Annotated in this window: 17 protein-coding genes; 12 read left to right on the forward strand and 5 right to left on the reverse strand. The window is 68.5% G+C overall.

Translation table 11 applies throughout. From position 1 onward, the window contains the following. Nucleotides 1-10: 10 nt before the first annotated feature. From glf to C1737_RS20520, 11 genes are all read left to right on the forward strand, one after another. Complete coding sequence (gene glf / locus C1737_RS20470) at nt 11-1,207, forward strand: UDP-galactopyranose mutase (RefSeq protein ID WP_102419325.1); 1,197 nt, start codon at nt 11-13, stop codon at nt 1,205-1,207. Further along, nucleotides 1,204-3,099 (forward strand): glycosyltransferase, encoded by a 1,896-nt coding sequence (locus C1737_RS20475; RefSeq protein ID WP_102419326.1) that lies wholly within the window; start codon nt 1,204-1,206, stop codon nt 3,097-3,099. Before glf ends, C1737_RS20475 begins: the two co-directional genes overlap by 4 nt. Then, nucleotides 3,092-3,640 carry a phosphatase PAP2 family protein gene (locus C1737_RS20480; protein ID WP_067925163.1) on the forward strand — a complete coding sequence of 183 codons (549 nt, stop codon included), beginning with the start codon at nt 3,092-3,094 and terminating at the stop codon, nt 3,638-3,640. The genes C1737_RS20475 and C1737_RS20480 overlap by 8 nt, the downstream gene beginning before the upstream one ends. Beyond that, nucleotides 3,633-4,541 carry a decaprenyl-phosphate phosphoribosyltransferase gene (locus C1737_RS20485; RefSeq protein WP_067925166.1) on the forward strand — a complete coding sequence of 303 codons (909 nt, stop codon included), beginning with the start codon at nt 3,633-3,635 and terminating at the stop codon, nt 4,539-4,541. The genes C1737_RS20480 and C1737_RS20485 overlap by 8 nt, the downstream gene beginning before the upstream one ends. Then, a complete protein-coding gene (aftB, locus tag C1737_RS20490; protein WP_304442232.1) occupies nt 4,528-6,507 on the forward strand; it encodes a terminal beta-(1->2)-arabinofuranosyltransferase in 1,980 nt (659 codons plus the stop codon). The genes C1737_RS20485 and aftB overlap by 14 nt, the downstream gene beginning before the upstream one ends. A 329-nt stretch (nt 6,508-6,836) precedes the next feature. Next, nucleotides 6,837-7,886 (forward strand): diacylglycerol acyltransferase/mycolyltransferase Ag85A, encoded by a 1,050-nt coding sequence (ag85A, locus tag C1737_RS20495; RefSeq protein WP_067925172.1) that lies wholly within the window; start codon nt 6,837-6,839, stop codon nt 7,884-7,886. Nucleotides 7,887-8,041: 155 nt separating this feature from the next. Beyond that, the gene (locus C1737_RS20500) at nt 8,042-8,944 is read left to right on the forward strand and encodes an esterase family protein (protein WP_067925181.1); all 903 of its coding nucleotides are present in this window, start codon (nt 8,042-8,044) and stop codon (nt 8,942-8,944) included. Between the two features lie 148 nt (nt 8,945-9,092). Continuing rightward, the gene (locus C1737_RS20505) at nt 9,093-10,103 is read left to right on the forward strand and encodes a cutinase family protein (RefSeq protein WP_067925175.1); all 1,011 of its coding nucleotides are present in this window, start codon (nt 9,093-9,095) and stop codon (nt 10,101-10,103) included. Nucleotides 10,104-10,390: 287 nt separating this feature from the next. Further along, the gene (fadD32, locus tag C1737_RS20510; protein ID WP_102419328.1) at nt 10,391-12,289 is read left to right on the forward strand and encodes a long-chain-fatty-acid--AMP ligase FadD32; all 1,899 of its coding nucleotides are present in this window, start codon (nt 10,391-10,393) and stop codon (nt 12,287-12,289) included. 11 nt (nt 12,290-12,300) lie between these two features. Next, nucleotides 12,301-17,646 (forward strand): polyketide synthase Pks13, encoded by a 5,346-nt coding sequence (pks13, locus tag C1737_RS20515; protein ID WP_102419329.1) that lies wholly within the window; start codon nt 12,301-12,303, stop codon nt 17,644-17,646. Nucleotides 17,647-17,654: 8 nt separating this feature from the next. Next, a complete protein-coding gene (locus C1737_RS20520; protein ID WP_102420046.1) occupies nt 17,655-19,220 on the forward strand; it encodes an acyl-CoA carboxylase subunit beta in 1,566 nt (521 codons plus the stop codon). 9 nt (nt 19,221-19,229) lie between these two features. On the opposite strand, the gene C1737_RS20525 is transcribed toward C1737_RS20520, so the two are convergent. Further along, on the reverse strand, nt 19,230-20,075 hold the full coding sequence (locus C1737_RS20525) for a helix-turn-helix transcriptional regulator (RefSeq protein WP_102419330.1): 846 nt from the start codon (nt 20,073-20,075) through the stop codon (nt 19,230-19,232). 112 nt (nt 20,076-20,187) lie between these two features. Between C1737_RS20525 and C1737_RS20530 the strand changes: the two genes are divergently transcribed. Next, nucleotides 20,188-21,123, forward strand: a complete 936-nt coding sequence (locus C1737_RS20530; RefSeq protein ID WP_102419331.1) for an SDR family NAD(P)-dependent oxidoreductase — start codon at nt 20,188-20,190, stop codon at nt 21,121-21,123. Here C1737_RS20530 and C1737_RS20535 read toward each other — a convergent pair. The 4 genes from C1737_RS20535 to C1737_RS20550 form a co-directional block, all read right to left on the reverse strand. Next, nucleotides 21,116-22,900 (reverse strand): acyl-CoA dehydrogenase family protein, encoded by a 1,785-nt coding sequence (locus C1737_RS20535; protein ID WP_102419332.1) that lies wholly within the window; start codon nt 22,898-22,900, stop codon nt 21,116-21,118. The genes C1737_RS20530 and C1737_RS20535 overlap by 8 nt on opposite strands. 10 nt (nt 22,901-22,910) lie before the next feature. Next, on the reverse strand, nt 22,911-23,291 hold the full coding sequence (locus C1737_RS20540) for an FHA domain-containing protein (protein ID WP_068096211.1): 381 nt from the start codon (nt 23,289-23,291) through the stop codon (nt 22,911-22,913). A 65-nt stretch (nt 23,292-23,356) separates the two neighbouring features. Continuing rightward, nucleotides 23,357-23,824, reverse strand: coding sequence for a hypothetical protein (locus tag C1737_RS20545; protein WP_067917644.1), 468 nt, complete (start codon nt 23,822-23,824; stop codon nt 23,357-23,359). A gap of 123 nt (nt 23,825-23,947) precedes the next feature. Continuing rightward, the gene (locus tag C1737_RS20550) at nt 23,948-24,454 is read right to left on the reverse strand and encodes a hypothetical protein (RefSeq protein ID WP_067917641.1); all 507 of its coding nucleotides are present in this window, start codon (nt 24,452-24,454) and stop codon (nt 23,948-23,950) included. Nucleotides 24,455-24,537 lie beyond the last annotated feature (83 nt).

Consider the following 24,537-nt stretch of genomic DNA (forward strand, 5'->3'; position numbering starts at 1 on the left):
TAAGCAACCGATGACCGCTCGTTTCGACCTCCTCGTCGTCGGCTCTGGATTTTTCGGCCTGACCATTGCCGAGCGCGTGGCTACCCAACTGGGTAAGCGCGTGCTCGTCGTGGAACGCCGTCCGCACATCGGTGGCAACGCCTATTCGGAGGCCGAGCCGCAGACGGGCATCGAGGTCCACAAATACGGCGCCCACCTGTTCCACACCTCTAACAAGAGGGTCTGGGACTACGTGCGGCAGTTCACCGACTTCACCGACTACCGGCACCGGGTGTTCGCCATGCACAACGGGCAGGCGTATCAATTCCCGATGGGCCTGGGGCTGGTGTCGCAGTTCTTCGGCAGGTACTTCTCCCCGGACGAAGCCCGTCGGCTGATCGCCGAGCAGGCCGCCGAGATCAAGACCGAGGACGCGCAGAACCTCGAGGAGAAGGCGATCTCGCTGATCGGCCGGCCGTTGTACGAGGCATTCGTCAAGGGCTACACCGCCAAGCAATGGCAGACCGATCCCAAGGAACTGCCGGCCGCCAACATCACCCGCCTCCCCGTGCGGTACACCTTCGACAACCGGTACTTCAGCGACACCTACGAGGGCCTGCCGGTCGACGGGTACACCGCCTGGCTGCAGAACATGGCCGCCGACGACCGCATCGAAGTCAGGCTGAACACCGACTGGTTCGACGTCCGCGACCAACTGCGCGCGGACAGTCCCGACGCGCCGGTGGTTTATACCGGCCCGCTGGACCGCTACTTCGACTACGCCGAGGGTCGGCTGGGCTGGCGCACATTGGATTTCGAGCTGGAGGTGCTGCCGATCGGGGATTTTCAGGGCACGCCGGTGATGAACTACAACGACCTCGACGTCCCCTACACCCGCATCCACGAGTTCCGCCATTTCCACCTCGAGCGCGACTACCCAACCGACAAGACCGTGATCATGCGGGAGTTCTCGCGGTTCGCCGAAGACGACGACGAGCCCTACTATCCGATCAACACCGAGGCCGACCGCGCCCTGCTGGCCGCCTACCGAGCGCGAGCGAAGGCCGAAACCGCCTCGGCCAAGGTGCTTTTCGGTGGCCGCCTGGGGACCTACCAATACCTGGACATGCACATGGCGATTGCCAGCGCACTGAACATGTACGACAACGCCCTCGCGCCGCACCTGCGCGACGGCAAAGCTCTAGTGGAGGAAGGCGCGGGGGGATGACTGCTGTAAGCCTGCTTTCCAGAATCATTCTGCCGCGTCCGGGGGAGCCCCTCGACGTGCGCAAGCTGTATCTGGAGGAATCGACCACCAACGCAAGGCGGGCCCACGCGACGAGCCGCACCTCGTTGGAGATCGGCAAAGAGTCCGAGGTGTCGTTCGCCACGTACTTCAACGCTTTCCCGGCCAGCTACTGGCGCCGCTGGTCGATCTGCACGGCGGTCGTGCTGCGGGTCGAGCTGACCGGGACCGGGCGCGTCGACGTCTACCGCACCAAGTCCACCGGGGTACGAATCTCCGTGGAGGGGCGCCAATTCGTCGGCACCGACGATCAGCCGGCCGTCGTCGAGATCGAGGTGGCGCTGAAGCCGTTCGAGGACGGCGGCTGGATCTGGTTCGACATCACCACCGACACCGCGGTCACCCTGGTGAGCGGTGGCTGGTATGCGACCGAGCCCGCCCCGGGCACGGCCAACGTCGCCGTCGGCATCCCCACGTTCAATCGACCGGCGGACTGCGTCAACGCGCTGGCCGACCTCACCGCAGACCCCTTGGTGGATGAGGTGATCGGCGCGGTGATCGTCCCGGACCAGGGCGTCCGCAAGGTGCGCGACCACCCCGACTTCGCGGCCGCGTCGGCCGGCCTGGGCAACCGGCTCTCCATTCACGACCAGCCCAACCTCGGCGGTTCCGGCGGCTACAGCCGGGTGATGTATGAAGCGCTGAAAAACACTGACTGCCAACAGATCTTGTTCATGGATGACGACATCCGCATCGAGCCCGACACCATCCTGCGGGTGCTGGCGCTGCACCGCTTCGCCAAGACGCCGATGCTGATCGGCGGACAGATGCTCAACCTGCAGGAGCCGTCGCACCTGCACATCATGGGCGAGGTGGTCAACCAGGCGAACTTCATGTGGACCGCCGCGCCACACGCCGAGTACGACCATGACTTCGCGGAATTCCCGTTGAACGACAAGAACTCTCGCAGCGCCCTACTGCACCGCCGCATCGACGTCGACTTCAACGGGTGGTGGACGTGCATGATCCCGCGGCAGGTCGCCGAGGAGCTGGGTCAGCCGCTGCCCTTGTTCATCAAGTGGGACGACGCGGAATACGGTCTGCGCGCCGGCGAACACGGGTACCCGACCGTCACGCTGCCCGGCGCGGCGATCTGGCACATGGCCTGGAGCGACAAGGACGATGCGATCGACTGGCAGGCCTATTACCATCTGCGCAATCGGCTGGTGGTCGCCGCGATGCACTGGGACGGCGATATCACCGGTCTGGTCCGCAGTCACCTCAAGGCCACGCTGAAACACCTTGCCTGCCTTGAGTATTCGACGGTGGCGATCCAGAACAGGGCCATCGATGACTTCCTGGCCGGCCCGGAGCACATCTTCTCGATCCTGGAATCCGCGCTGCCCGAGGTGCATAGGCTGCGCAAGGAATATCCGGACGCCGTCGTGCTGCCCGCGGCGAGCGAGCTGCCGCCGCCGTCGCACAAGACCAAGGCGATGAAGCCGCCGGTGAACCCGGTGTCGATCGGGTACCGGCTGGCCCGCGGCATCATGCACAACGCGACCAAGGCCGACCCCGAAGCCCACCAGCGCCCGGAGTTCAACGTGCCGACCCAGGACGCCCGCTGGTTCCGGCTGTGCACGGTCGACGGCGTCACCGTGACGACGGCCGACGGGTGCGGGGTGGTCTACCGGCAGCGCGATCGGCGCAAGATGTTCCAGCTGCTGTTCGCCTCGCTGCGCCGGCAGCGCCGGCTGGTGAGCCGGTTCGACGAGATGCGCAAGACGTACCGGGGCGCGTTGCCGGTGCTGTCCAGCAAGCAGAAGTGGGAGACGGCGCTGTTACCCGCGCACGCCGAACGCGAGCATGCCTGACGCATCTCCTTCAGCGCCCCCTACCGGGGAGGTGGCCGCGCTGGTGGCTGTGCAGTCCGCGTTGGCCGGCCGCCCCGGAGTGCTGGCGACAGCGCGCGGGCTGTCCCATTTCGGCGAGCACAGCATCGGCTGGCTGGCCGTCGCGGCGGTTGGCGCGCTACTGATGCCGAAGCGCCGCTGGGACTGGCTGGTGGCCGGGGCCGGCGCGTTCGCCGCCCACGCCGCCGCCGTCCTGGTCAAGCGGGTGGTGCGGCGCAAGCGGCCGCACGACCCGGCGGTCGTGGTGAACGTCGGGACTCCCAGCCAGCTGAGTTTCCCGTCGGCGCATGCCACTTCGACGACGGCCGCGGCCATCCTGATGGGCCGGATCACCGGCCTGCCGCTGCCCGCCCTGCTGATTCCCCCGATGGCGTTGTCGCGGATGCTGCTGGGGGTGCACTATCCCAGCGACGTGGCCTGCGGCATCGCCCTCGGCGCCGTCGTCGCGCGAACAACCATACGGCTGCAGGGCCGGGCACGGGAGGTCTGGGCGAATGAGTGAGGACGTGGTGACCGGGCCCTCGGGCAACGTGGTGGTGGGCGTGGTCAAGGCGATCCGCCCCCGGCAATGGGTCAAGAACGTCCTGGTGCTGGCCGCGCCGCTGGCCGCGTTGGGCGGCCCGGTGCACTACAACTACGCCGACGTGCTGACCAAGGTGTCGGTGGCGTTCGTGGTGTTCTGCCTGGCGGCTTCGTCGATATACCTGGTGAACGACGTCCGCGACGTCGACGCCGACCGCGAGCACCCCACCAAGAGGTTCCGTCCTATCGCGGCCGGCGTCGTGCCCGAATGGCTGGCCTACACCCTCGCGGTGGTTCTCGGGGCGGCATCGCTGGCGCTCGCTTGGTGGCTGACGCCCGACTTGGCGGTGGTGATGGCCGTCTACCTCAGCATGCAGCTGGCGTACTGCTTCGGCCTCAAACACCAGGCGGTCATGGACATTTGCATCGTGTCCTCGGCGTACTTGCTGCGGGCAATCGCCGGCGGCGCCGCGACGGGCATCCCGCTTTCGCAGTGGTTCCTGCTGTCGGCGGCGTTCGCGTCGCTGTTCATGGTGGCCGGCAAGCGCTACGCCGAGCTGCAGGTCGCGGAGCGCACCGGTGCCGCGATCCGCAAGTCGTTGGAGAGCTACACCAGCACCTATCTGCGGTTCGTCTGGACGATGTCGGCCACCGCGGTGGTGCTCTGCTACGGGTTGTGGGCGTTCGAGCGCGACCGCCACTCGGGATCGTGGTTCGCGGTCTCGATGGTCCCGTTCACCATCGCGATCCTGCGCTACGCCGTCGACGTCGACGGCGGGCTGGCCGGCGAGCCCGAAGACATCGCACTGCGCGACCGAGTGCTGCAGCTGCTTTTCCTGGCGTGGATCGCGACGCTTGGAGCCGCCGTTGCCTTCGGCTAGCCCCGAACTGCAGGCCCTCAAAGCGCGCATGATGCGCACCCGGCCGGTCATCAGGCGATTGGGCTGGCCGGTGTTCCCGTACTCCTCGATGGTGCGGATCAGCCTGTGGATCAGCGTGGCGGTGGTCTCCATTCTGTTCGCGTGGGGCGCCTGGCAGCGGCGCTGGATCGCCGACGACGGCCTGATCGTGTTGCGCACGGTGCGTAACCTGCTCGCCGGCAACGGCCCCGTCTTCAACCAGGGCGAGCGGGTCGAGGCCAACACGTCGACGGCCTGGACCTACCTGATGTACGTCGGCAGCTGGGTGGGCGGGCCGATGCGCATGGAATACGTGGCGCTGGCGCTGGCCCTGACGCTCTCGGTGGCGGGCGTGGCGCTGCTCATGCTGGGGGCAGCCCGGCTGTATGCACCCAGTTTGCGGGGCCGCAGGGCCCTGATGCTGCCCGCCGGCGCGCTGGTCTACATCGCCTTGCCGCCCGCGCGCGACTTCGCCACCTCGGGTCTGGAGAGCGGGCTGACGCTGGCCTACCTCGGGTTGCTGTGGTGGATGATGGTCTGCTGGGGTCAGCCGGTGCGGAACCGCCCGGACCACAGGCTCTTCCTCGGCGCGTTGGCTTTCGTGGCCGGCTTCAGCGTCCTGGTCCGGCCCGATCTGGCGCTGATGGGCGGGCTGGCGCTGATCATGATGCTGATCGCCGCGCGGACCTGGCGCCGCCGGGTGCTGATCGTGGTCGCGGGCGGATTGCTTCCGGTCGCCTACGAGATCTTCCGCATGGGCTACTACGGCCTGCTGGTGCCCGGTACCGCCCTGGCCAAGGATGCCGCCGGGGACAAGTGGTCCCAGGGCATGATCTACCTCTCCAACTTCGACGCGCCCTACGCGGTCTGGGTACCGGTGATGCTGCTCGTCCCACTGGGCATCCTGCTGCTGGCGGCACGCCGTCGCCCGTCGTTCCTGCGGCCCGCGTTGGCACCCGACTACGGCCGGGTGGCCCGCGCGGTCCAAAGCCCGCCGGCCATCGTCGCCTTCGTGCTGGTGAGCGGGCTGGTGCAGGCCCTTTACTGGATCAGGCAGGGCGGCGACTTCATGCACGGGCGGGTGCTGCTCGCGCCGCTGTTTTGCTTGCTGGCCCCGGTGGCGGTCATCCCGGTGGCCATACCGGACGGCCAGGACTATTCGCGGGAGACGGGGTATTGGGTGGCCGGCGCGGCCAGCGCGCTGTGGCTGAGCGTGGCCGGCTGGTCGTTGTGGGCGGCGAACTCGCCGGGGATGGGCGACGACGCCACTCACGTCACCTACACCGGGATCGTCGACGAGCGCCGCTTCTATGCACAGGCCACCGGGCACGCCCATCCCCTGACCGCCGCCGACTACCTCGGCTACCCGCGGATGGCGGCCATCCTGACCGCACTCGACAACACCCCGGACGGCGCGTTGCTGCTGCCCTCGGGCAATTACATCCAGTGGGACCTGGTGCCGATGGTCAAGCCACCCCCGGGCAGCGCCGACAAGTCACTCGAAAAACCGCAGCACGCAGTGTTTTTCACCAACCTCGGCATGGTGGGCATGAACGTTGGGCTCGACGTCAGGGTGATCGACCAGATCGGATTGGCGAATCCGCTTGCGCAACATACGGAACGGTTGAAGCACGGCCGCATCGGACACGACAAGAACCTGTTCCCGGATTGGGCGATCGCCGACGGGCCCTGGGTGAAGGTGTATCCCGGGATCCCGGGTTATCTGGATCAGCAGTGGGTCGCGGAGGCGGTCGCAGCCCTGCAATGCCCGGAGACCAAGGCGGTGCTGAGCTCGGTGCGCGCGCCGATGACCCCGCACCGATTCCTCTCCAACCTGCTGCATTCGTATGAATTCACCAAGTATCGGATTGACCGCGTTCCGCGCTACGAGCTCGCCAGATGCGGCTTGCCCTTACCCGAAGAGGTACCGCCACCACCCCGCGAGTAAGCCCCGCGCAGAAGAATTTTCGACGAATTTCCATATGCACGCGCGCCGTGAGGGTGAAAAATTGCCAGCAACTTCACATTTGGGCATTAACCAGCTGGCAGTGGGGCTCAAGCACGTGCGAAAACACCGTGCAAGTGGTCGGTGTTTTGCCTGAAAATCGCCGGGTAGCGAAGGCCGGACGGCGCTTTGCGGGCCCGCCTCGATGCGACCGGGCGGCGGAAGGTGTGGTTGACTACACGAGCACTGCTGCGCGGAGATCGTATGCAGTACGACCCAAATCAAGGACGCGTCCGGATGATGGGCGCGCCGAGAAGGATGAGGAAGCAAGGATGACGCTTGTCGACAGGTTTCGCGGCGCCGTGGCAGGTATGCCGCGGCGGCTCGTGGTGGCGGCCGCTGGCGCGGCGCTGCTCTCGGGCCTGATTGGCGCCGTGGGGGGCTCGGCGACCGCTGGTGCCTTCTCGCGCCCCGGTCTCCCCGTGGAATACCTGCAGGTTCCTTCCGCCGGGATGGGCCGCGATATCAAGATTCAGTTCCAAAGCGGTGGCGCCAACTCACCCGCGCTGTACCTGCTCGACGGGATGCGCGCGCAGGACGACTTCAACGGCTGGGACATCAACACCCCGGCGTTCGAGTGGTACAACCAGTCCGGCATCTCGGTCGCCATGCCGGTCGGTGGGCAGTCCAGCTTCTACTCCGACTGGTACAAGCCCGCCTGCGGTAAGGCCGGCTGCACCACCTACAAGTGGGAGACCTTCCTGACCAGCGAGCTGCCGCAGTACCTGTCGGCGCAGAAGCAGGTCAAGCCGACCGGCAGCGCCGTGGTCGGTCTGTCGATGGCCGGGTCGTCCGCGCTGATCCTCGCCGCCTACCACCCGCAGCAGTTCGTCTACGCCGGCTCGCTGTCCGCGCTGCTGGACCCGTCCCAGGGAATGGGCCCGTCGCTGATCGGGCTGGCCATGGGTGACGCCGGTGGTTACAAGGCCGCCGACATGTGGGGTCCGAAGGAGGACCCGGCGTGGGCCCGCAACGACCCGTCGCTTCAGGTCAGCAAGCTCGTCGCCAACAACACCCGCATCTGGGTGTACTGCGGTAACGGCAAGCCGTCCGACCTCGGTGGAGACAACCTGCCGGCGAAGTTCCTCGAGGGCTTCGTGCGCACCAGCAACCTGAAGTTCCAGGACGCGTACAACCAGGCCGGTGGCCACAACGCGGTGTGGAACTTCGACGCCAACGGCACCCACGACTGGCCCTACTGGGGCGCGCAGCTGCAGGCGATGAAGCCTGACCTGCAGTCGGTGCTGGGAGCCACCCCGGGTGCCGGCCCGGCCACGGCCGCTGCGGCTGCCGGGAACGGCCAGACCGGCCAGGGCACCTAAACCCAACAGATCGCCACTAGCGGCGGGAACCCCTCGGGGTTTCCGCCGCTAGTCGTTTCGGTGTGTGACTTGTTTCACTACCCCGCGGGCGGGGGAACTACGGCGCTGGCTAATGTGCTCGTCAGGACTAGACGATGGAGGGTGACATGAGGGTCGTGCGGGGTGCGTCGGCGCTTCTTCGGGTGTTCTCCGTAGCGGCGCTGGCGATCGGGCTGATCGGTGTGACGGTGGCGGGCGGGCCGACCGGAAAGGCGCGGGCGGCCGGTTACGAGAGCCTGATGGTGCCGTCGGCGGCGATGGGCCGCGACATCCCGGTGGCCTTCCTGGCGGGCGGTCCGCACGCGGTCTATCTGCTGGACGCCTTCAACGCCGCCCCGGACGTCAGCAATTGGGTCACCGCGGGCAACGCGATGAACACGCTCGGCGGCAAGGGGATCTCGGTGGTGGCGCCCGCGGGTGGGGCGTGGAGCATGTACACCAACTGGGAACAGGACGGCAGCAAGCAGTGGGACACCTTCTTGTCCAGCGAGCTGCCCAACTGGCTGGCGGCCAACAAGGGCCTGGCGCCGGGCGGCCACGCGGCCGTCGGCGCCTCCCAGGGTGGATACGGCGCGATGGCGCTGGCCGCCTTCCACCCTGATCGCTTCGGCTTCGCCGGTTCCCTGTCGGGGTTCTTGTACCCGTCGAGCACCAACTACAACGGCGCGATCCTGGCCGGCCTGCAGCAGTACGGCGGCGTGGACGGCAACGGGATGTGGGGCGCCCCGCAGCTGGGCCGGTGGAAGTGGCACGACCCGTACGTGCACGCCTCGCTGCTGGCGCAGAACAACACCCGGGTGTGGGTCTACAGCCCGACGAACATGGGCGGTGACGACGCCGCCATGATCGGCCAGGCGGGCGCGGCCATGGGCAGCTCCCGCGAGTTCTACCAGCAGTACCGCAGCAACGGCGGGCACAACGGTCACTTCGACTTTCCCGGTGGCGGCGACAACGGCTGGGGCTCGTGGTCGGGCCAACTGGGAGCCATGTCGGGCGACATCGTCGGCGCCATTCGGTAGCGGCGATCGCGAGCGCGGCCTTTGATCGCGAGGGCGGCGCCATCCGCTGCCGCCCTGGCCGGGTCGCGGGAGCCGGTACCGTGTAGGGGGTGCAGCAGGCGTCGGGAGGACCGCTTGGCTGCGATCCACCGACTGCTAGCGGGAGAACATGGCTACCAACGCCCGGCGTAAGCGCCACCGAGCCCTCGCCTGGACCGCCGCCTTGGCAATGGCGGGCGTGGTGCTGTTGGTGATCGTGCTCGTGGTGGTCTTGCTACGCGGCCACGAGTCGCCGCCCAGCGCGGTGCCACCCGGCGTGCTGCCTCCGCCGTCGACGACCACCCACCCCCACAAGCCCCGGCCCGCTTCGCAGGACGCGTCGTGCCCCGACGTCCAGCTGGTCAACATCCCCGGCACGTGGGAGTCGGCCCCGCAGGACGATCCGGTCAACCCGATGCAGTTCCCCAACGCACTGCTGCACAGGGTGACCACGGCGATAACCCAACAGTTCCCCGCGTCCCGGGTGCAGGAGTACACCACGCCCTACACCGCGCAGTTCCACAACCCGCTGGCCGGTGACACCCAGATGTCGTACAACGAAAGCCGCGCCGAGGGCACCCGCGCGACGGTCCAGGCGATGACCGACATGAACGCCAAGTGCCCGCTGACCAGTTACGTGGTGATGGGCTTCTCGCAGGGCGCGGTGATCGCCGGTGACATCGCCAGTGACATCGGCAACGGCCGCGGGCCCGTGGACGACGACCTTGTGCTCGGTGTGACGTTGATCGCCGACGGCCGCCGCCAGCCCGGGGTGGGCCAGGACGTCGGGCCCAACCCGCCGGGGGAGGGCGCCGAGGTGACGCTGCACGAGGTGCCGGTGCTGTCCGGGCTGGGCCTGACCATGACCGGCGCGCGGCCCGGCGGGTTCGGCGCGCTCGACAGTAAGACCAACGAGATCTGCGCGCCGGGCGACCTCATCTGCGCCGCTCCGCAAGAGGCGTTCAGCGTGGCCAACCTGCCCAGCACGCTGAACACCCTCGCCGGCGGTGCCGGGCAACCCGTCCACGCGCTGTACGCGACGACGCAGTTCTGGAACCTGGACGGCCAGGCGGCAACCGATTGGACGTTGAACTGGGCGCAGGGGCTGATTGCCAATGCCCCGCATCCCAAACATGGATGACCCGGCCGCAGGACACAGCCGTCAGGAGCCCGTTGCCGGTGCAGATCAGCGGTACCTTGTGATTTGGTGTGCCGCGGGCCGCCCCTTAACATTAAGAGGAATTTAAGAGCTATAACACTTTGTTGCGGATCCGGTCCTGGTAGCAGCCGCCCTGGGATGAGCAGGAGGCCGGCGCCGGTGGCGCCGCGCGAGGACTGGCCCGCGTAGAGATGGAAACGTCGGCGTGGCCGACCAGAACAAAATGCCGGCGCAGCGCCGGCCTAAAACAGGTGTGACAGGAGAGCGGAATGCCGTACCACAACCCGTTCATCGTGAATGGAAAGATCAGGTTCCCCGACAACACCAACCTGGTCAAGCACGTTGAGAAGTGGGCGAGGGTTCGCGGCGACGCGCTGTCCTACCGTTTCATCGACTACTCCACCGAGCGCGACGGGGTGTACCGCGACATCGTCTGGCGCGACTTCAGCGCCCGCAACCGGGCCGTCGGAGCCCGGCTGCAGCAGGTCACCCAGCCCGGTGACCGCATCGCCATCCTGTGCCCGCAGAACCTGGACTACCTGATCGCGTTCTTCGGCGCGCTGTACGCGGGCCGCATCGCGGTGCCGCTGTTCGACCCGGGCGAGCCGGGACACGTCGGCCGTCTGCACGCCGTGCTCGACGACTGCACCCCTTCGACGATCCTGACCACCACCGAGGCCGCTGAAGGCGTCCGCAAGTTCATCCGCGCCCGTTCGGCCAAGGAACGGCCCCGCGTGATCGCCGTCGACGCGGTGCCCAACGAGGTGGCGTCCACCTGGGTCGAGCCCGAGGCCGACGCGAACACGATCGCCTACCTGCAGTACACCTCCGGCTCCACTCGTACCCCGACCGGCGTGCAGATCACCCATCTGAACCTGCCCACCAACGTGCTGCAGGTGCTCAACGGCCTCGAGGGCAAGGAAGGCGACCGCGGCCTGTCCTGGCTGCCGTTCTTCCACGACATGGGCCTGATCACGGCGCTGCTGTCGCCGGTGCTCGGCTACAACTTCACGTTCATGACCCCGGCCGCGTTCGTGCGCCGGCCCGGCCGCTGGATTCGGGAGATGGCACGCAAGCCCGAAGACGCCCCGGATAGCGAGGTCATCACCGTCGCGCCGAACTTCGCGTTCGAGCACGCCGCGGTGCGCGGGGTGCCGAAGGACGGCGAGCCGCCGCTGGACCTGAGCAACGTCAAGGCGATCCTCAACGGCAGCGAGCCGGTGTCCCCGGCGTCGATGCGCAAGTTCTACGAGGCGTTCAAGCCGTACGGCCTGCGGGAGACCGCGATCAAGCCGTCCTACGGCCTGGCCGAGGCGACGCTGTTCGTCTCCACCACGCCCATGGACGAGGCGCCGACGGTCATCCACGTGGACCGCGACGAGCTCAACAAGCAGCGCTTCGTCGAGGTACCCGCCGACGCGCCGAACGCCGTCGCGCAGGTCTCCGCCGGCATCATCGGCGTCGACGAGTGGGCCGTCATCGTCGACCCCGACACCGCCAGCGAGCTGCCCGACGGGCAGATCGGCGAGATCTGGTTGCACGGCAACAACATGGGCACCGGCTACTGGGGCAAGGAAGACGAGACCACCGAGACCTTCCGCAACCTGCTCAAGTCGCGCGTCAGCCAGTCACACGCCGAGGGCGCCCCGGACGACGGCATGTGGGTGCGCACCGGCGACTACGGCACCTACCACAAGGGCCACCTCTATATCGCCGGCCGGATCAAGGACCTGGTCATCATCGACGGCCGCAATCACTACCCGCAGGACCTCGAGTACTCGGCGCAGGAAGCCAGCAGGGCCCTGCGTACGGGCTACGTGGCCGCGTTCTCGGTCCCGGCCAACGAGCTGCCGAAGGTGGTGTTCGACAACCCGCACACCGGCCTCAAGTACGACCCCGAGGACAGCTCCGAGCAGCTGGTGATCGTCGCCGAGCGTGCCCCCGGCACGCACAAGCTCGAGTACCAGCCCATCGCCGACGAGATCCGCGCGGCCATCGCCGTGCGGCACGGGGTCACCATCCGCGACCTGCTTCTGGTGCAGGCCGGAACCATTCCGCGCACCTCGAGCGGCAAGATCGGGCGCCGCGCGTGCCGCGCCGCCTACCTCGACGGCAGCCTGCGCAGCGGCGTCGGTTCGCCGACCGCCTTCGCCGGCGCTAACGACTGAACCCAGGAACCATGGCTGAATTAGACGACTCCCAGAATCAGCAGGAGAACCTGCCCGCCAGCAAAACCGACATGACGGTCCCCGAGATGCGCGAGTGGCTGCGCAACTGGGTGGGCCGGGCCGTCGGCAAGTCGCCGGACGACGTCGACGAGTCGGTGCCGATGGTGGAACTGGGCTTGTCGTCGCGTGACGCCGTGGCGATGGCCGCCGACATCGAGGACATGACCGGTGTCACCCTGTCGGTCGCGGTGGCCTTCCAGCATCCGACCATCGAGTCGCTGGCCACGCGGATCATCGAGGGCGAGCCGGAAGTGGACCCCAGCTCCGACGACGTCTCGGACTGGACGCGCAACGGCCCCGCCGAGCGGGTCGACATCGCGATCGTCGGCCTGTCCACCCGGTTGCCCGGGGACATGAACACCCCCGACGAGACGTGGCAGGCGCTGATGGAGGGCCGCGACGCCATCACCGACCTGCCCGAGGGCCGGTGGGAGGAGTTCCTCGAGGAGCCGAGGCTGGCCGAGCGGATGGCGAAGGCCCGCACCCGCGGCGGCTATCTGAAGGACATCAAGGGCTTCGACTCCGAGTTCTTCGCGGTCGCCAAGACCGAGGCCGACAACATCGACCCGCAGCAGCGGATGGCGCTGGAGCTCACCTGGGAGGCACTCGAACACGCCCGCATCCCGGCGTCCAGCCTGCGCGGCGAGTCCGTCGGCGTCTACGTCGGCGTCTCCAACAACGACTACAGCTTCCTGGCGGTGTCCGACCCGACGGTCGCGCACCCGTACGCGATCACCGGCACCGCGACGTCGATCATCGCCAACCGGGTCTCCTACTTCTACGACTTCCGCGGTCCGTCGGTCGCGGTCGACACCGCGTGCTCGAGCTCGCTGGTGGCCATCCACCAGGCCGTCCAAGCGCTGCGCAACAGGGAAGCCGACGTCGCGGTCGCCGGCGGCGTCAACGCGCTGGTCACGCCCGTGGTGACGCTCGGTTTCGATGAGATCGGGCAGGTGTTGTCGCCCGACGGCCGGATCAAGTCGTTCTCCTCGGACGCCGACGGCTACACCCGCTCCGAGGGCGGCGGCATGCTGGTGCTCAAGCGGGTCGACGACGCCCGCCGCGACGGCGACCAGATCCTGGCCGTGATCGCCGGCAGCGCGGTCAACCACGACGGCCGGTCCAACGGCCTGATCGCCCCCAACCAGGACGCGCAGGCCGACGTGCTGCGCCGCGCCTACAAGGACGCCGGCATCGACCCGCGCACCGTCGACTACATCGAGGCGCACGGCACCGGGACCGTCCTGGGCGACCCGATCGAGGCCGAGGCGCTGGGCCGCGTCGTCGGCCGTGGCCGCCCCGCCGACCGCCCCGCCCTTCTGGGTGCGGTGAAAACCAATGTGGGCCACCTGGAGTCGGCGGCCGGCGCGGCCAGCATGGCCAAGGTGGTGCTCGCCCTGCAGCACGACAAGCTGCCGCCGTCGATCAACTTCGCCGGGCCCAGCCCCTACATCGACTTCGACGCGATGCGGCTGAAGGTGATCGACCAACCCACGGACTGGCCGCGGTACGGCGGCTACGCGCTGGCCGGGGTGTCCAGCTTCGGCTTCGGCGGCGCCAACGCGCACCTGGTGGTGCGCGAGGTCCTGCCCCGTGACGTGATCGAACGCGAGCCCGAGCCCGAACCGAAGACCACCGCCGAGGCGGCGTCCGAAGCCGCCGAGCCGCCCGTCATGGAAGCCCACGCGCTGCGCTTCGACGACTTCGGCAACATCATCCCGGACCAGGAAGCGCCCGAGGAGGACGAGTACGAGCTGCCGGGCGTCACCGACGAGGCGCTGCGGCTCAAGGAGATCGCGCTGGAAGAGCTCGCGGCGCAGGAGGTCGCGGAGCCCACCAAGCCCCTGATCCCCCTCGTCGTGTCGGCGTTCCTCACCTCGCGCAAGAAGGCGGCGGCCGCCGAGCTCGCGGACTGGATGGAAAGCCCCGAGGGGCAGGCGGCGTCGCTGGAATCGATCGGGCGGTCGCTGTCGCGGCGCAACCACGGCCGCTCCCGCGCGGTGGTGCTGGCCCACGACCACGAGGAGGCCGTCAAGGGCCTGCGCGCGGTGGCCGAGGGCAAGCAGCGGCCGGGCGTGTTCAGCGTCGACGGGCCGGTCACCAACGGCCCGGTGTGGGCGATGGCCGGTTTCGGTGCGCAGCACCGGAAGATGGGCAAGAGCCTGTACCTGCGCAACGAGGTCTTCGCCGAGTGGATCGAGAAGGTCGACGCGCTGATCCAGGACGAGCGCGGCTACTCGATTCTCGAGCTGATCCTCGACGACTCGCAGGACTACGGCATCGAGACCAGCAACGTCGTCATCTTCGCGATCCAGATCGCGCTGGGTGAGCTGCTCAAGCACCACGGCGCCAAACCCGCTGCGGTGGTTGGCCAGTCGCTCGGCGAGCCCGCGTCGGCCTACTTCGCCGGCGGCCTGTCACTGGCGGACGCCGCCCGCGTGATCGCGTCGCGCTCGCACCTGATGGGTGAGGGCGAGGCGATGCTGTTCGGCGAGTACATCCGGTTCATGGCGCTCGTCGAGTACTCCGCCGACGAGCTCAAGACCGTGTTCGCCGACTTCCCCGGCCTGGAGGTGTGCGTCTACGCCGCGCCCAGCCAGACCGTCATCGGCGGCCCGCCCGAGCAGATCGACGCGATCGTCGCCCGGGCGGAATCGGAGGGCCGCTTCGCCCGCAAGCTGCAGACCAAGGGCGCCGGCCACACCTCGCAGATGGACCCGCTGCTGGGCGAGTTCTCCGCGGAGCTGCAGGGAATTCACCCGCTGAGCCCGACGGTCGGGATCTTCTCGACGGTGCACGAGGGCAGCTACATCAAGCCCGGCGGCGAGCCGGTGCACGATGTCGACTACTGGGTCAAGGGCATGCGGCACTCGGTGTACTTCACCCACGGCGTGCGCAACGCCGTCGACAGCGGCCACACCACCTTCCTGGAGCTCGCGCCCAACCCGGTGGCGCTGATGCAGATCGGCCTGACCACTGCCGCCGCGGGTCTGCATGACGCCCAACTGATTCCGACGCTGGCCCGCAAGCAGGACGACGTCGAGTCGATGATCTCGGCGATGGCCCAGCTCTACGTCTACGGCCACGACCTGGACATCCGCACGCTGTTCAGCCGCGCTTCTTCGGGGCCGGCAGGCCCCGAAGATTTTGCGAACATCCCGCCGACGAGGTTCAAGCGCAAGGAGCACTGGCTGGACGTGCACTTCGCGCACGGCAGCAGCTCGGTGCTGATGCCGGGTAACCACGTCGCGCTGCCGGACGGCCGCCACGTGTGGGAGTACAACCCCCGCGGCCTGACGGACCTGCCCGCACTGGTGAAAGCCGCCGCGGCCGAGGTGCTTCCGGACGCGCAGCTGGCCGCGGCCGAGCAGCGTGCGGTTCCGGGTGAAGGCGCACGTCTGGTGACGACGCTGACCCGGCACCCCGGCGGCGCCTCGGTGCAGGTACACGCCCGCATCGACAAGTCCTTCACGCTGGTGTACGACGCGCTGGTGACCCGCGGCGGCGAGGCGGGCGTCGCCCTGCCGGCCGCGGTCGGTGCGGGCGCGGCCATCACGGCCGCCTCCAACGGGGCGGCGGCCGCGCTTGAGGCACCCGCCGACGAACCCGAGGCCGAGACCCTGACGGACAGCCTGACCAACCGGTACTTCTCGGCCAGCATGGGCAAATGGTCGCCGGATTCCGGCGAGACCATCGGCGAGCGGCTGGGCCTGATCGTCGGCTCGGCCATGGGTTACGAACCCGAGGACCTGCCGTGGGAGGTGCCGCTGATCGAGCTCGGCCTGGACTCGCTGATGGCGGTGCGGATCAAGAACCGCGTCGAGTACGACTTCGACCTGCCGCCGATCCAGTTGACGGCGGTGCGCGACGCCAACCTCTACGCCATCGAGAAGTTGATCGAGTACGCGGTCGAGCACCGCGACGAGGTCGAGCAGCTGCACGAGCACCAGAAGACGCTCACGCCCGAGGAGATCGCCAAAGAGCAGGCGCAGCTGCTGAGCGGGGCAACGCCGACGACGGTGGCCGCACCCGCGCCGGACCCGCAAGCGGAGCCGGAGACGCAGCCGGCACCGCCGGCGTCGGACGCGTCGATCCCGCCGCCGCCGACGGATCCGTCCGGCCCGAAGGGGGCGGCGACCAACGGCGCGAAGCCCGATCTCGCGGGGGCGCTCAGCCAGGAGGCGGTGTCCAAGGCGCTGAATTCCGATGTGCCGCCGCGTGATGCGGCTGAGCGGGTCACCTTCGCCACCTGGGCGATCGTCACGGGCAAGTCGCCGGGCGGCATCTTCAACCCGCTGCCCAAGCTCGACGAGGACACCGCGGCCAAGATGGCGCAGCGGCTTTCCGAGCGCGCCGACGGCCCCGTCAGCGCCGAGGACGTCCTGACGTCGGACACCATCGAGGCGCTGGCCGAGAAGGTCCGCCAGTACCTGGAGGCCGGCCACATCGACGGCTTCGTCCGCACCCTGCGGGCGCGCCCCGAGGGCAGCTCGAAACCCGCGGTGTTCGTCTTCCATCCCGCCGGCGGTTCAACGGTGGTCTACGAGCCGCTGCTGAATCGGTTGCCCGCGGACACGCCGATGTACGGGTTCGAGCGCGTGGAGGGCACCGTCCAGGAGCGGGCCGCCCAGTACGTGCCGAAGCTGTTGGAGATGAACGCGGGCAAGCCGTTCATCCTGGCCGGCTGGTCGCTCGGCGGCGCGCTGGCGTACGCGTGCGCGATCGGCTTGAAGCGCGCGGGTGAAGACGTGCGCTTCGTCGGGATGATCGACACCGTGCGCGCCGGCGAGGAGATCCCCCAGACACAGGAGGAGACCCGCAAGCGCTGGGACCGGTACGCGAAGTTCGCCGAGCGCACCTTCAACGTCGAGATTCCGGCGATCCCCTACGAGCAGCTCGAAGAGCTCGACGACGAGGGCCAGGTCCAGTTCGTGCTGGACATCGTCCAGCAGAGCGGCGTGCAGATCCCGGGCGGCATCGTCGAGCACCAGCGGACGTCCTACCTGGACAACCGGGCGCTCGAGACCGTACACATCGAGCCGTACGACGGCCACGTGACCCTGTACATGGCCGATCGCTACCACGACGACGTGATCGAGTTCGAGCCGCGATATGCGGTCCGCCAGCCCGACGGCGGCTGGGGCGAGTACGTGGCCGACCTCGAGGTGGTACCCATCGGCGGCGAGCACATCCAGGCCATCGACGAACCGATCATCGGCAAGGTCGGTGCTCACCTCTCGGATGTGCTGAATAAGGTGGAGGCCGAAACCAGTCAGACGAGTGAGGTGGGCAAGTAGTGACGGAGATGGCGCCAGCTCCCATTCAGCACACCACCGCCGAGAAGCTGGCCGAGCTCTACGCTCGCCTGGAACTGGCCAAAGAGCCCGGCGGCGAGAAGGCCGTCGCCAAGCGCGAGAAGAAGGGCATCCCCAGCGCCCGCGCCCGCATCCACGCGCTGGTCGACCCGGGCACCTTCATGGAGGTCGGCGCGTTGGCCAAGACGCCGAACGACCCGAACGCGCTCTACGGCGACGGGTGCGTCACCGGGCACGCCATGATCGACGGCCGTCCGGTCGGGGTGTTCTCCCACGACCAGACGGTGTTCCAGGGCACGGTCGGCGAGATGTTCGGCCGCAAGGTGGCCCGCCTGATGGAGTGGTGCGCGATGGTCGCCTGCCCGATCATCGGCATCCAGGACTCCGGCGGGGCCCGCATCCAGGACGCCGTCACCTCGCTGGCGTGGTACGCCGAGCTGGGCCGCCGGCACGAGGCGCTGTCCGGCCTGGTGCCGCAGATCTCCCTGATCTTCGGCAAATGCGCCGGGGGAGCGGTCTATTCGCCGATCCAGGACGACCTGCTGGTCTCGGTGCGTGACCAGGGCTATTTCTTCGTCACCGGCCCCGACGTGATCAAGGAGGTCACCGGCGAGGAGGTCACGCTCGACGAGCTCGGCGGCTCCGACGCGCAGGCCCGCTACGGCAACATCCACCAGGTGGTCGACTCCGAGGCCGAGGCGTTCCAGTACGTGCGCGACTTCCTGTCATTCCTGCCGTCGAGCACCTTCGGCCAGCCGCCGATCGTCAATCCCGGGCTGGAACCGGAGATCACCCCGACCGACCTCGAGCTCGACGCGATCGTGCCGGACTCCGACAACGCGGCCTATGACATGCACGAGATCCTGCTGCGCATCTTCGACGACGGCGACTTCCTCGACGTCGCCGCGCAGCACGGCCCGGCCATCATCACCGGATACGCGCGCGTCGACGGCCACCCCGTGGGGGTCATCGCCAACCAGCCCATGTACATGTCGGGGGCGATCGACAACGAGGCGTCCGACAAGGCGGCGCGGTTCGTCCGGTTCTGCGACGCGTTCAACATCCCGCTGGTCTTCGTGGTGGACACCCCTGGCTTCCTGCCGGGCGCCGAGGAGGAGAAGCGGGGCATCATCAAGCGCGGCGGCCGGTTCCTCTACTCGGTGGTCGAGGCCGACGTGCCGAAGGTGACCATCACCGTCCGCAAGTCCTACGGCGGCGCCTACGCGGTGATGGGGTCCCGGCAGCTGACCGCCGACTTCAACTTCGCCTGGCCCACCGCGCGGATCGCGGTGATCGGTGCCGAGGGGGCCGCGCAGCTGCTGATGAAGCGCTTCCCCGACCCGACCACGCCCGAGGCGCAGCAGATCAAGAAGGACTTCATCGAGGGTTACAACCTCAACATGGCGATCCCGTGGACCGCCGCCGAGCGCGGGTTCATCGACGCGGTCATCGACCCGCACGAGACCCGGCTGCTGCTGCGCAAGTCGCTGAAGCTGTTGCGGGACAAGCAGTTGTGGTTCCGCACCGCGCGCAAGCACGGGCTGATCCCGGTCTGAGCGCGAGTCCTAGTCGACCAGCGACTGGGTCCCCAGCACGATGGCGAGGGCGAGCCGCTCGGCATCCTCGGTGCCGGGTTCGGCGGTGTAGATCATGATGCGGATGTCGTCGGCGGCGACGATGAACGTGTCGCAGGCGAGCGCGATGTGGCCGACCTCGGGGTGGTCGATCACCTTGTGCCGGCCGAAGTCGTGGTGCGGCTGCGGCGCGCCGGTCTCCCAGAGTTCGACGAACCGCGGGCTGTGCGCGGCAAGCTCGCGGATCAGCGACTTCAACCGCTGGTCGGCGGGATAGCGGGCGGTGGTCAACCGCAGGTCGGCGACCAAGCCCGCCTCGAACTCGGCTCTCTCAGCGGGCGTGTGGACGGCTCGGGTGCCGGGGCCGATCAGGTTGCGCCAGAGGCTGTTTCGCTCATTTCCCCGCCACGCAGTGGTCGGTCCCATCAGCGCGTCGTACGGGGGGTTGGCGACCAGGAGGGTCCAGGTGGCGTCGTAGACGGCGACCGGCGTATTCGCCAGGCGGTCCAGGATTCGCTGGACGCTGGGCGTTACCCGCGACGACACCATGTGCTGCCCGGGCGTAACGTGCCCGGACAGCCGGAAGAGCAACTCGCGCTCCGAGTCGGAGACCCGCAAGGCGCGGGCGAGGGCTTCGACGACCTGAATCGAGGGGGACGTGGCCCGGCCCTGTTCGAGCCTGGTCAGGTAGTCCACCGAGATTCCGGCCAGCGCCGCGAGCTCTTCGCGGCGCAGCCCCGCCGCTCGCCGGCGCCCGCCGACCGGGGCGCCGACCGCGGCGGGGGTAACCCGGTCGCGCCAATGCCGCACCGTTCGCCCGAACCCCCACGTTTCCATCCCTTCACTGTGCGCGACGCCGGCGTCAGGGGAAAGGGGTTGTCCTGGCCCTGCCAGTCCTACGAAAACCGGACGACTGCCTGAACATCCGGCGACGGCCAAGACTGCAACCATGAACGAGATCGCTTCCGGAACCGTCTTGCTGACCGGGCCGACCGGCGGCCTGGGAAAGGCTGCGACGCTGGCCATTGCCCGTCGCCCCCCGTCCGATCGTCCCGATCTGCTACTGGTGGGCAGGCCGGGTCAGGCGCTGACCGCGGTGGCCGAGGAGGCCAGGTCGGCGGGCGCGACGGTACATGAAATCGCCTGTGACCTTGCGCGGCTTTCCGACGTGCGCAGCGCGGGCCGGATGGCCAAGGATCTGCTGCTGTCCGGCGCGGTGCGCCCGTTGCGGGGATTGGTGGCGAACGCCGGGATCGGGTTTGCTGACACGCGCAACGCGTCAGCCGACGGATTCGAGCTCACCTTCGCCGTCAACTACCTGGCGCATGCGCAGCTCATCGGGGACCTGCTGGGCTCGTTCTCCGTGCCGGCCCGCGTGGTGCTCGTCGGCTCGAACACCTACCACCAGAACGTGTTTCGCCGGTGGCTGCGCGTCCCGCCGGCGCGCTGGCGCGATCCGCTGGAGCTGGCCCGGCCCAGCCCCGCGGACACACCGTCGACGTTCGAGCAATCTGGGATCGCCTATTCCAACTCGAAACTCGCCCTCCTGTATTACGCGCACGAACTGCAACGGCGCGCCCCCGACGGAGTCAACGTGACGGTGTTCGAGCCGGGATTCATGCCGGGCACCGGGCTGAGCAGGGCCCATGGTCCCGCCATGCAGCGGGTGGGGCGCGTCATCGAGCGAATCCCTGGGGTGTCTGCCCCGCGCCGGTCTGGCCCCGCGCTGGCATCGATCGTGCTCGACGGCCGGTGGGCGCATCTGCGCGACGGCGCGTTCGTCGTCAAAACCCAAGAGCGCCAGGTGAAACCGTTCGCGCAGGATCGTCAGCGTGAAGCGCGGCTGTGGGAGGCCACCACCGAACTGCTCGACGCCGTCAAGTGAGCGCGTAACCCGTCAGCGCGCCGTCGGCCAGTTCGTCGAAGCGCTCGAGCGCCTCGTCACGGTCGGCGTCGATGCCGCGCAGCGCTCCGCGGTCGGCGAGATACTGCTGCGCGTGGAGCCGGGCGACCAGCGCCTTGCGCTCCCCGCCGCGGGTCGCGCGTTCCCAGGCGGCCTGCTCGGTGAGCAGCGCGCCCGCGTAGACGTCACCCATGAATTGGGCCAGCGGGAAGAGCCGCGCCTCGGCCACGTCGCGGTCCAGTTTGGACCAGGCGCTGATCGCTGCGTCCAGGTCCTCGATGCGCCCGGCGACCAGCCGGGTGGTGTCGTCGTCGTCGGACACCGAGACCGCGTCGCGCAGCCGCGCCAGCAACGCCTCGTGCGCGCGGGTCTGCTCGATGCCGCGCCGCACGTCCAGGCAGAGGATGTTGTCGGGTCCCTCCCAGATGGTGTTGACCTGCGCGTCGCGCAGCAGCCGGGCCACCGGCCAGGTCTCGATATAGCCGTTGCCGCCATGGATTTCGATGGCATCGGACGCCGCGGTGATCCCGAGCCGGCAGGCCTTGAGCTTGGTGACCGGGACCGCGATGCGCTGCCGCATGCCGCGCGGCTGGCGGTGGTTGGTGGCGCCGGTGCCGTCGAAAACCATTGCCTGCGCGGCTTCGACATCGACGATCATCTCGGCCAGCTTGCGCCGCATCAGCGGCTTGTCGATGAGCGCGCCGCCGAACGCGTGCCGCCGCCGGGCGTAACACAACGACTCGACCAGGGCGCGCCGCGCGTTGCCGAGCCCGAACAGGGCGATGCCCAGGCGCGCGGCGTTGGTCAGCTCCATCATGCGGCCCAGCCCCTTGCCGTCGGACGGGCCCGCCTCCCCGGTGGGTTCGCCGGACAGCAGAAACGCCTCGGCGTCAACGAATTCCACCTCGCCGGAGGCCACCGAGCGGGTGCCGAGCTTGTCCTTGAGGCGGCGCACCCGCACCCCGTTGCGCGACCCGTCGCGGCGGGTGCGCAGCACCAGGAAGTTGGCCACGCCGCGCGTCGAGTCGGGCGCTCCCTCCGGTTTGGCCAGCACGACGAACGCCTCGCCGGCGCAGTTGGAGGCAAACCACTTGAAGCCGTTGAGAATCCAGGCGTCACCTGCGCGGGTCGCGGTGGTCTCCAACGCGCCCAGGTCCGAGCCGCCGGTGCGTTCGGTCAGTAGTTGCGCCGTCTCGCCCGCCCACTCGCCGGAGGCGAATTTGGCCAGCACGTGCTCGCGTACGTCGGCGGGCGCGTAGGCGGCCACCAGCGACTGGACCATGCCGCCGCCCGTGCCGAGCGCGCAGCCCATCCCGATATCGGCCTGGTTGAGCAGATAGTTCGACGCGAACAGGCCCAGACCCGAGCTGACTTTGGCGGCCCGCGCATCGTTGCGCAGGGCCTGCTGGGCGTCCAGGACGGCGCGCTTGGACTGGGTGAAGGAGGCCGGCATGACGACCTGGCTGATGTCGTGGCCCCAGCGGTCGTACCGCTCGAGCCGGGGCGGGTTGCGGTCGGTCTCCTCGGCCCATCTCGCGATCGGTCCGCCCATCAGCTCGCCCATGCGCGCCAGGTGCGGCTCTATGACCCTCAGCTCGTCGGGCTGCAGGTAGTACGCCATGGTGAACTGCAGGGTGGGGTCGGTGAGGTACCAGTTGAGACCCACGGCCCCGCGGTAGCTCTCGGTCCGGTAGCGCTGGGCCTTTTCCTCGGTGGCGAAGGGCAACCGATCCACCGCCTCAACGGCGTAGTCGCTCATGGCACAGACGCTACGCGTTGGCGAGGAAAAGCAGACGCACCCTGCCGAGCTGGATTTCGTCGCCGTCGGCCAGCACGGCGGAGTCGACGGCCTCGCGGTTGAGATACGTGTGGTTCATGCTGCCCACGTCGACGATGCGGAATTGGCCGCCCTCGCTGAGGAATTCGGCGTGCCGACGGCTGACCGTGATGTCGTCGAGGTAGATGTCGCTTTCCGGGTGCCGGCCCGCCGACATGACGGGCTGGGTCAAGGCGAACCGTGACCCGGTGTTGGGCCCGCGCGTGACGACCAGCATCGCGGAGCCCGGGCTCAACGCTGGCCTATTCTCGACCGCCGCTTCGGCAGCGGCGGTTACCGGCGCGTCGAACTCGGCGGTTACGGCGGCGCCCATGTCACCGGTCAGCTCCTCCGAGCCCTCCCCCGCGGTTGGCCGGTGCGGCGGCGATCCTTCGTTGTTCACGCGGCTCGCGGCAGATCCGGATTCGCCGCTGCCGCTTGCGATGTCGGCCGCTGCGGTGCGGGTGCCCAGCCGACGTAGGTGAGGTACAGGCCGACGAGGGCGAAGATCACGCAGAGCGTGATCCACCAGGCCTGCGCGCCGATCATGTCATCCGCCAGCGACGCGAAGAACCGGGGAAAGGCCACCAGCAGCACCCCGCGCAGCACGATCAGCCAGCCGAGCAGGGAAACGATGGCGGCCGCGGCGCCTTTCCAGCTTCGGTGCGCGGCAACGATGCTCAGGCCGACCAGCAAGATGAAGGCGCCCGTCACGAAGGTCCACATCGAATTCGCCTCGAACTGTGACAGCAGCGACTGCATGTCCGAGGCGCGCGCCACCGCCGTCACGTCGACGATGACGAGGAAGGGGCCGAGCACGCGCGAGAAAAAGCGCGTCGCGGTCTGTGATTGTGGTGAGTCGTTCATGGCCGTGCCTCTCATCCTCCGCCGGTCATTCGGCGATCCCCATTATCGGAGCACTTGACCGAGGCGCCGAGATAGGGACTTTTGGCCTGCGTCGGCGGGACCGAAGTGATGGCGGGACGGCGGCTATACCGGCGCGACGAACTCGGAGGTGTAAAACTCCGCCGGATTCTGCGAGTTTCCGTTTCGCCGCTCGATAATCACCCACACGCCCGTCGTGCCGGGCCGAATGGTGTCTTGCACGGTCGCCGTGCCGTTGCCCGCCCCGTCGATGTCCATGCCGGAGAACGCGGTGCCGGGGTCGCCCGGTCCGCAGGTGCTCGACGCCGGTCGCGGCATCTGGATGAGCCCGACGTCGAAGTGGGTTCCGGGCTCGGGCTCGTCGTACAGATGCACCTCCGCGACCGCCCTCGACCCGGAGGTATTGATCAGGGCGGAACCGGTGCCGAGCATTGGGCTGGGCACCTTCGGCGCCACTCCGACGCGGCTGAAATCGCAACGCCGCAAATAGTTGTCCAGGGCCACCGTGGTGCCGCCGTCGGCGGCCGCCGCGGTGATTTCGAACGTCACCGCCGGGGCGCTCGCCGCGATGGTCACCGCCGCACATGTTCCCAGCCTTCTCAGCGCGCTCATGGGGCCACCTATTGTTCCGGTGTGAAGTGGATCACAGCGGAATAGGTATTAACCCGGGCGCGGTGAAATCAAACGTTTTTTGC

Origin of the sequence: Mycobacterium sp. 4858 (assembly GCF_900240975.1) — a bacterium.
Taxonomy (GTDB): domain Bacteria; phylum Actinomycetota; class Actinomycetes; order Mycobacteriales; family Mycobacteriaceae; genus Mycobacterium.

Bases quoted from the DNA above. Each gene is read 5' to 3' on its own strand.
- glf (WP_102419325.1), top strand. From the start codon at position 11: ATGACCGCTCGTTTCGACCTCCTCGTCGTCGGCTCTGGATTTTTCGGC.
- C1737_RS20475 (WP_102419326.1), top strand. From the start codon at position 1,204: ATGACTGCTGTAAGCCTGCTTTCCAGAATCATTCTGCCGCGTCCGGGG.
- C1737_RS20480 (WP_067925163.1), top strand. From the start codon at position 3,092: ATGCCTGACGCATCTCCTTCAGCGCCCCCTACCGGGGAGGTGGCCGCG.
- C1737_RS20485 (WP_067925166.1), top strand. From the start codon at position 3,633: ATGAGTGAGGACGTGGTGACCGGGCCCTCGGGCAACGTGGTGGTGGGC.
- ag85A (WP_067925172.1), top strand. From the start codon at position 6,837: ATGACGCTTGTCGACAGGTTTCGCGGCGCCGTGGCAGGTATGCCGCGG.
- C1737_RS20505 (WP_067925175.1), top strand. From the start codon at position 9,093: ATGGCTACCAACGCCCGGCGTAAGCGCCACCGAGCCCTCGCCTGGACC.
- fadD32 (WP_102419328.1), top strand. From the start codon at position 10,391: ATGCCGTACCACAACCCGTTCATCGTGAATGGAAAGATCAGGTTCCCC.
- pks13 (WP_102419329.1), top strand. From the start codon at position 12,301: ATGGCTGAATTAGACGACTCCCAGAATCAGCAGGAGAACCTGCCCGCC.
- C1737_RS20520 (WP_102420046.1), top strand. From the start codon at position 17,655: ATGGCGCCAGCTCCCATTCAGCACACCACCGCCGAGAAGCTGGCCGAG.
- C1737_RS20525 (WP_102419330.1), bottom strand. From the start codon at position 20,075: ATGGAAACGTGGGGGTTCGGGCGAACGGTGCGGCATTGGCGCGACCGG.
- C1737_RS20530 (WP_102419331.1), top strand. From the start codon at position 20,188: ATGAACGAGATCGCTTCCGGAACCGTCTTGCTGACCGGGCCGACCGGC.
- C1737_RS20535 (WP_102419332.1), bottom strand. From the start codon at position 22,900: ATGAGCGACTACGCCGTTGAGGCGGTGGATCGGTTGCCCTTCGCCACC.
- C1737_RS20540 (WP_068096211.1), bottom strand. From the start codon at position 23,291: ATGGGCGCCGCCGTAACCGCCGAGTTCGACGCGCCGGTAACCGCCGCT.
- C1737_RS20545 (WP_067917644.1), bottom strand. From the start codon at position 23,824: ATGAACGACTCACCACAATCACAGACCGCGACGCGCTTTTTCTCGCGC.
- C1737_RS20550 (WP_067917641.1), bottom strand. From the start codon at position 24,454: ATGAGCGCGCTGAGAAGGCTGGGAACATGTGCGGCGGTGACCATCGCG.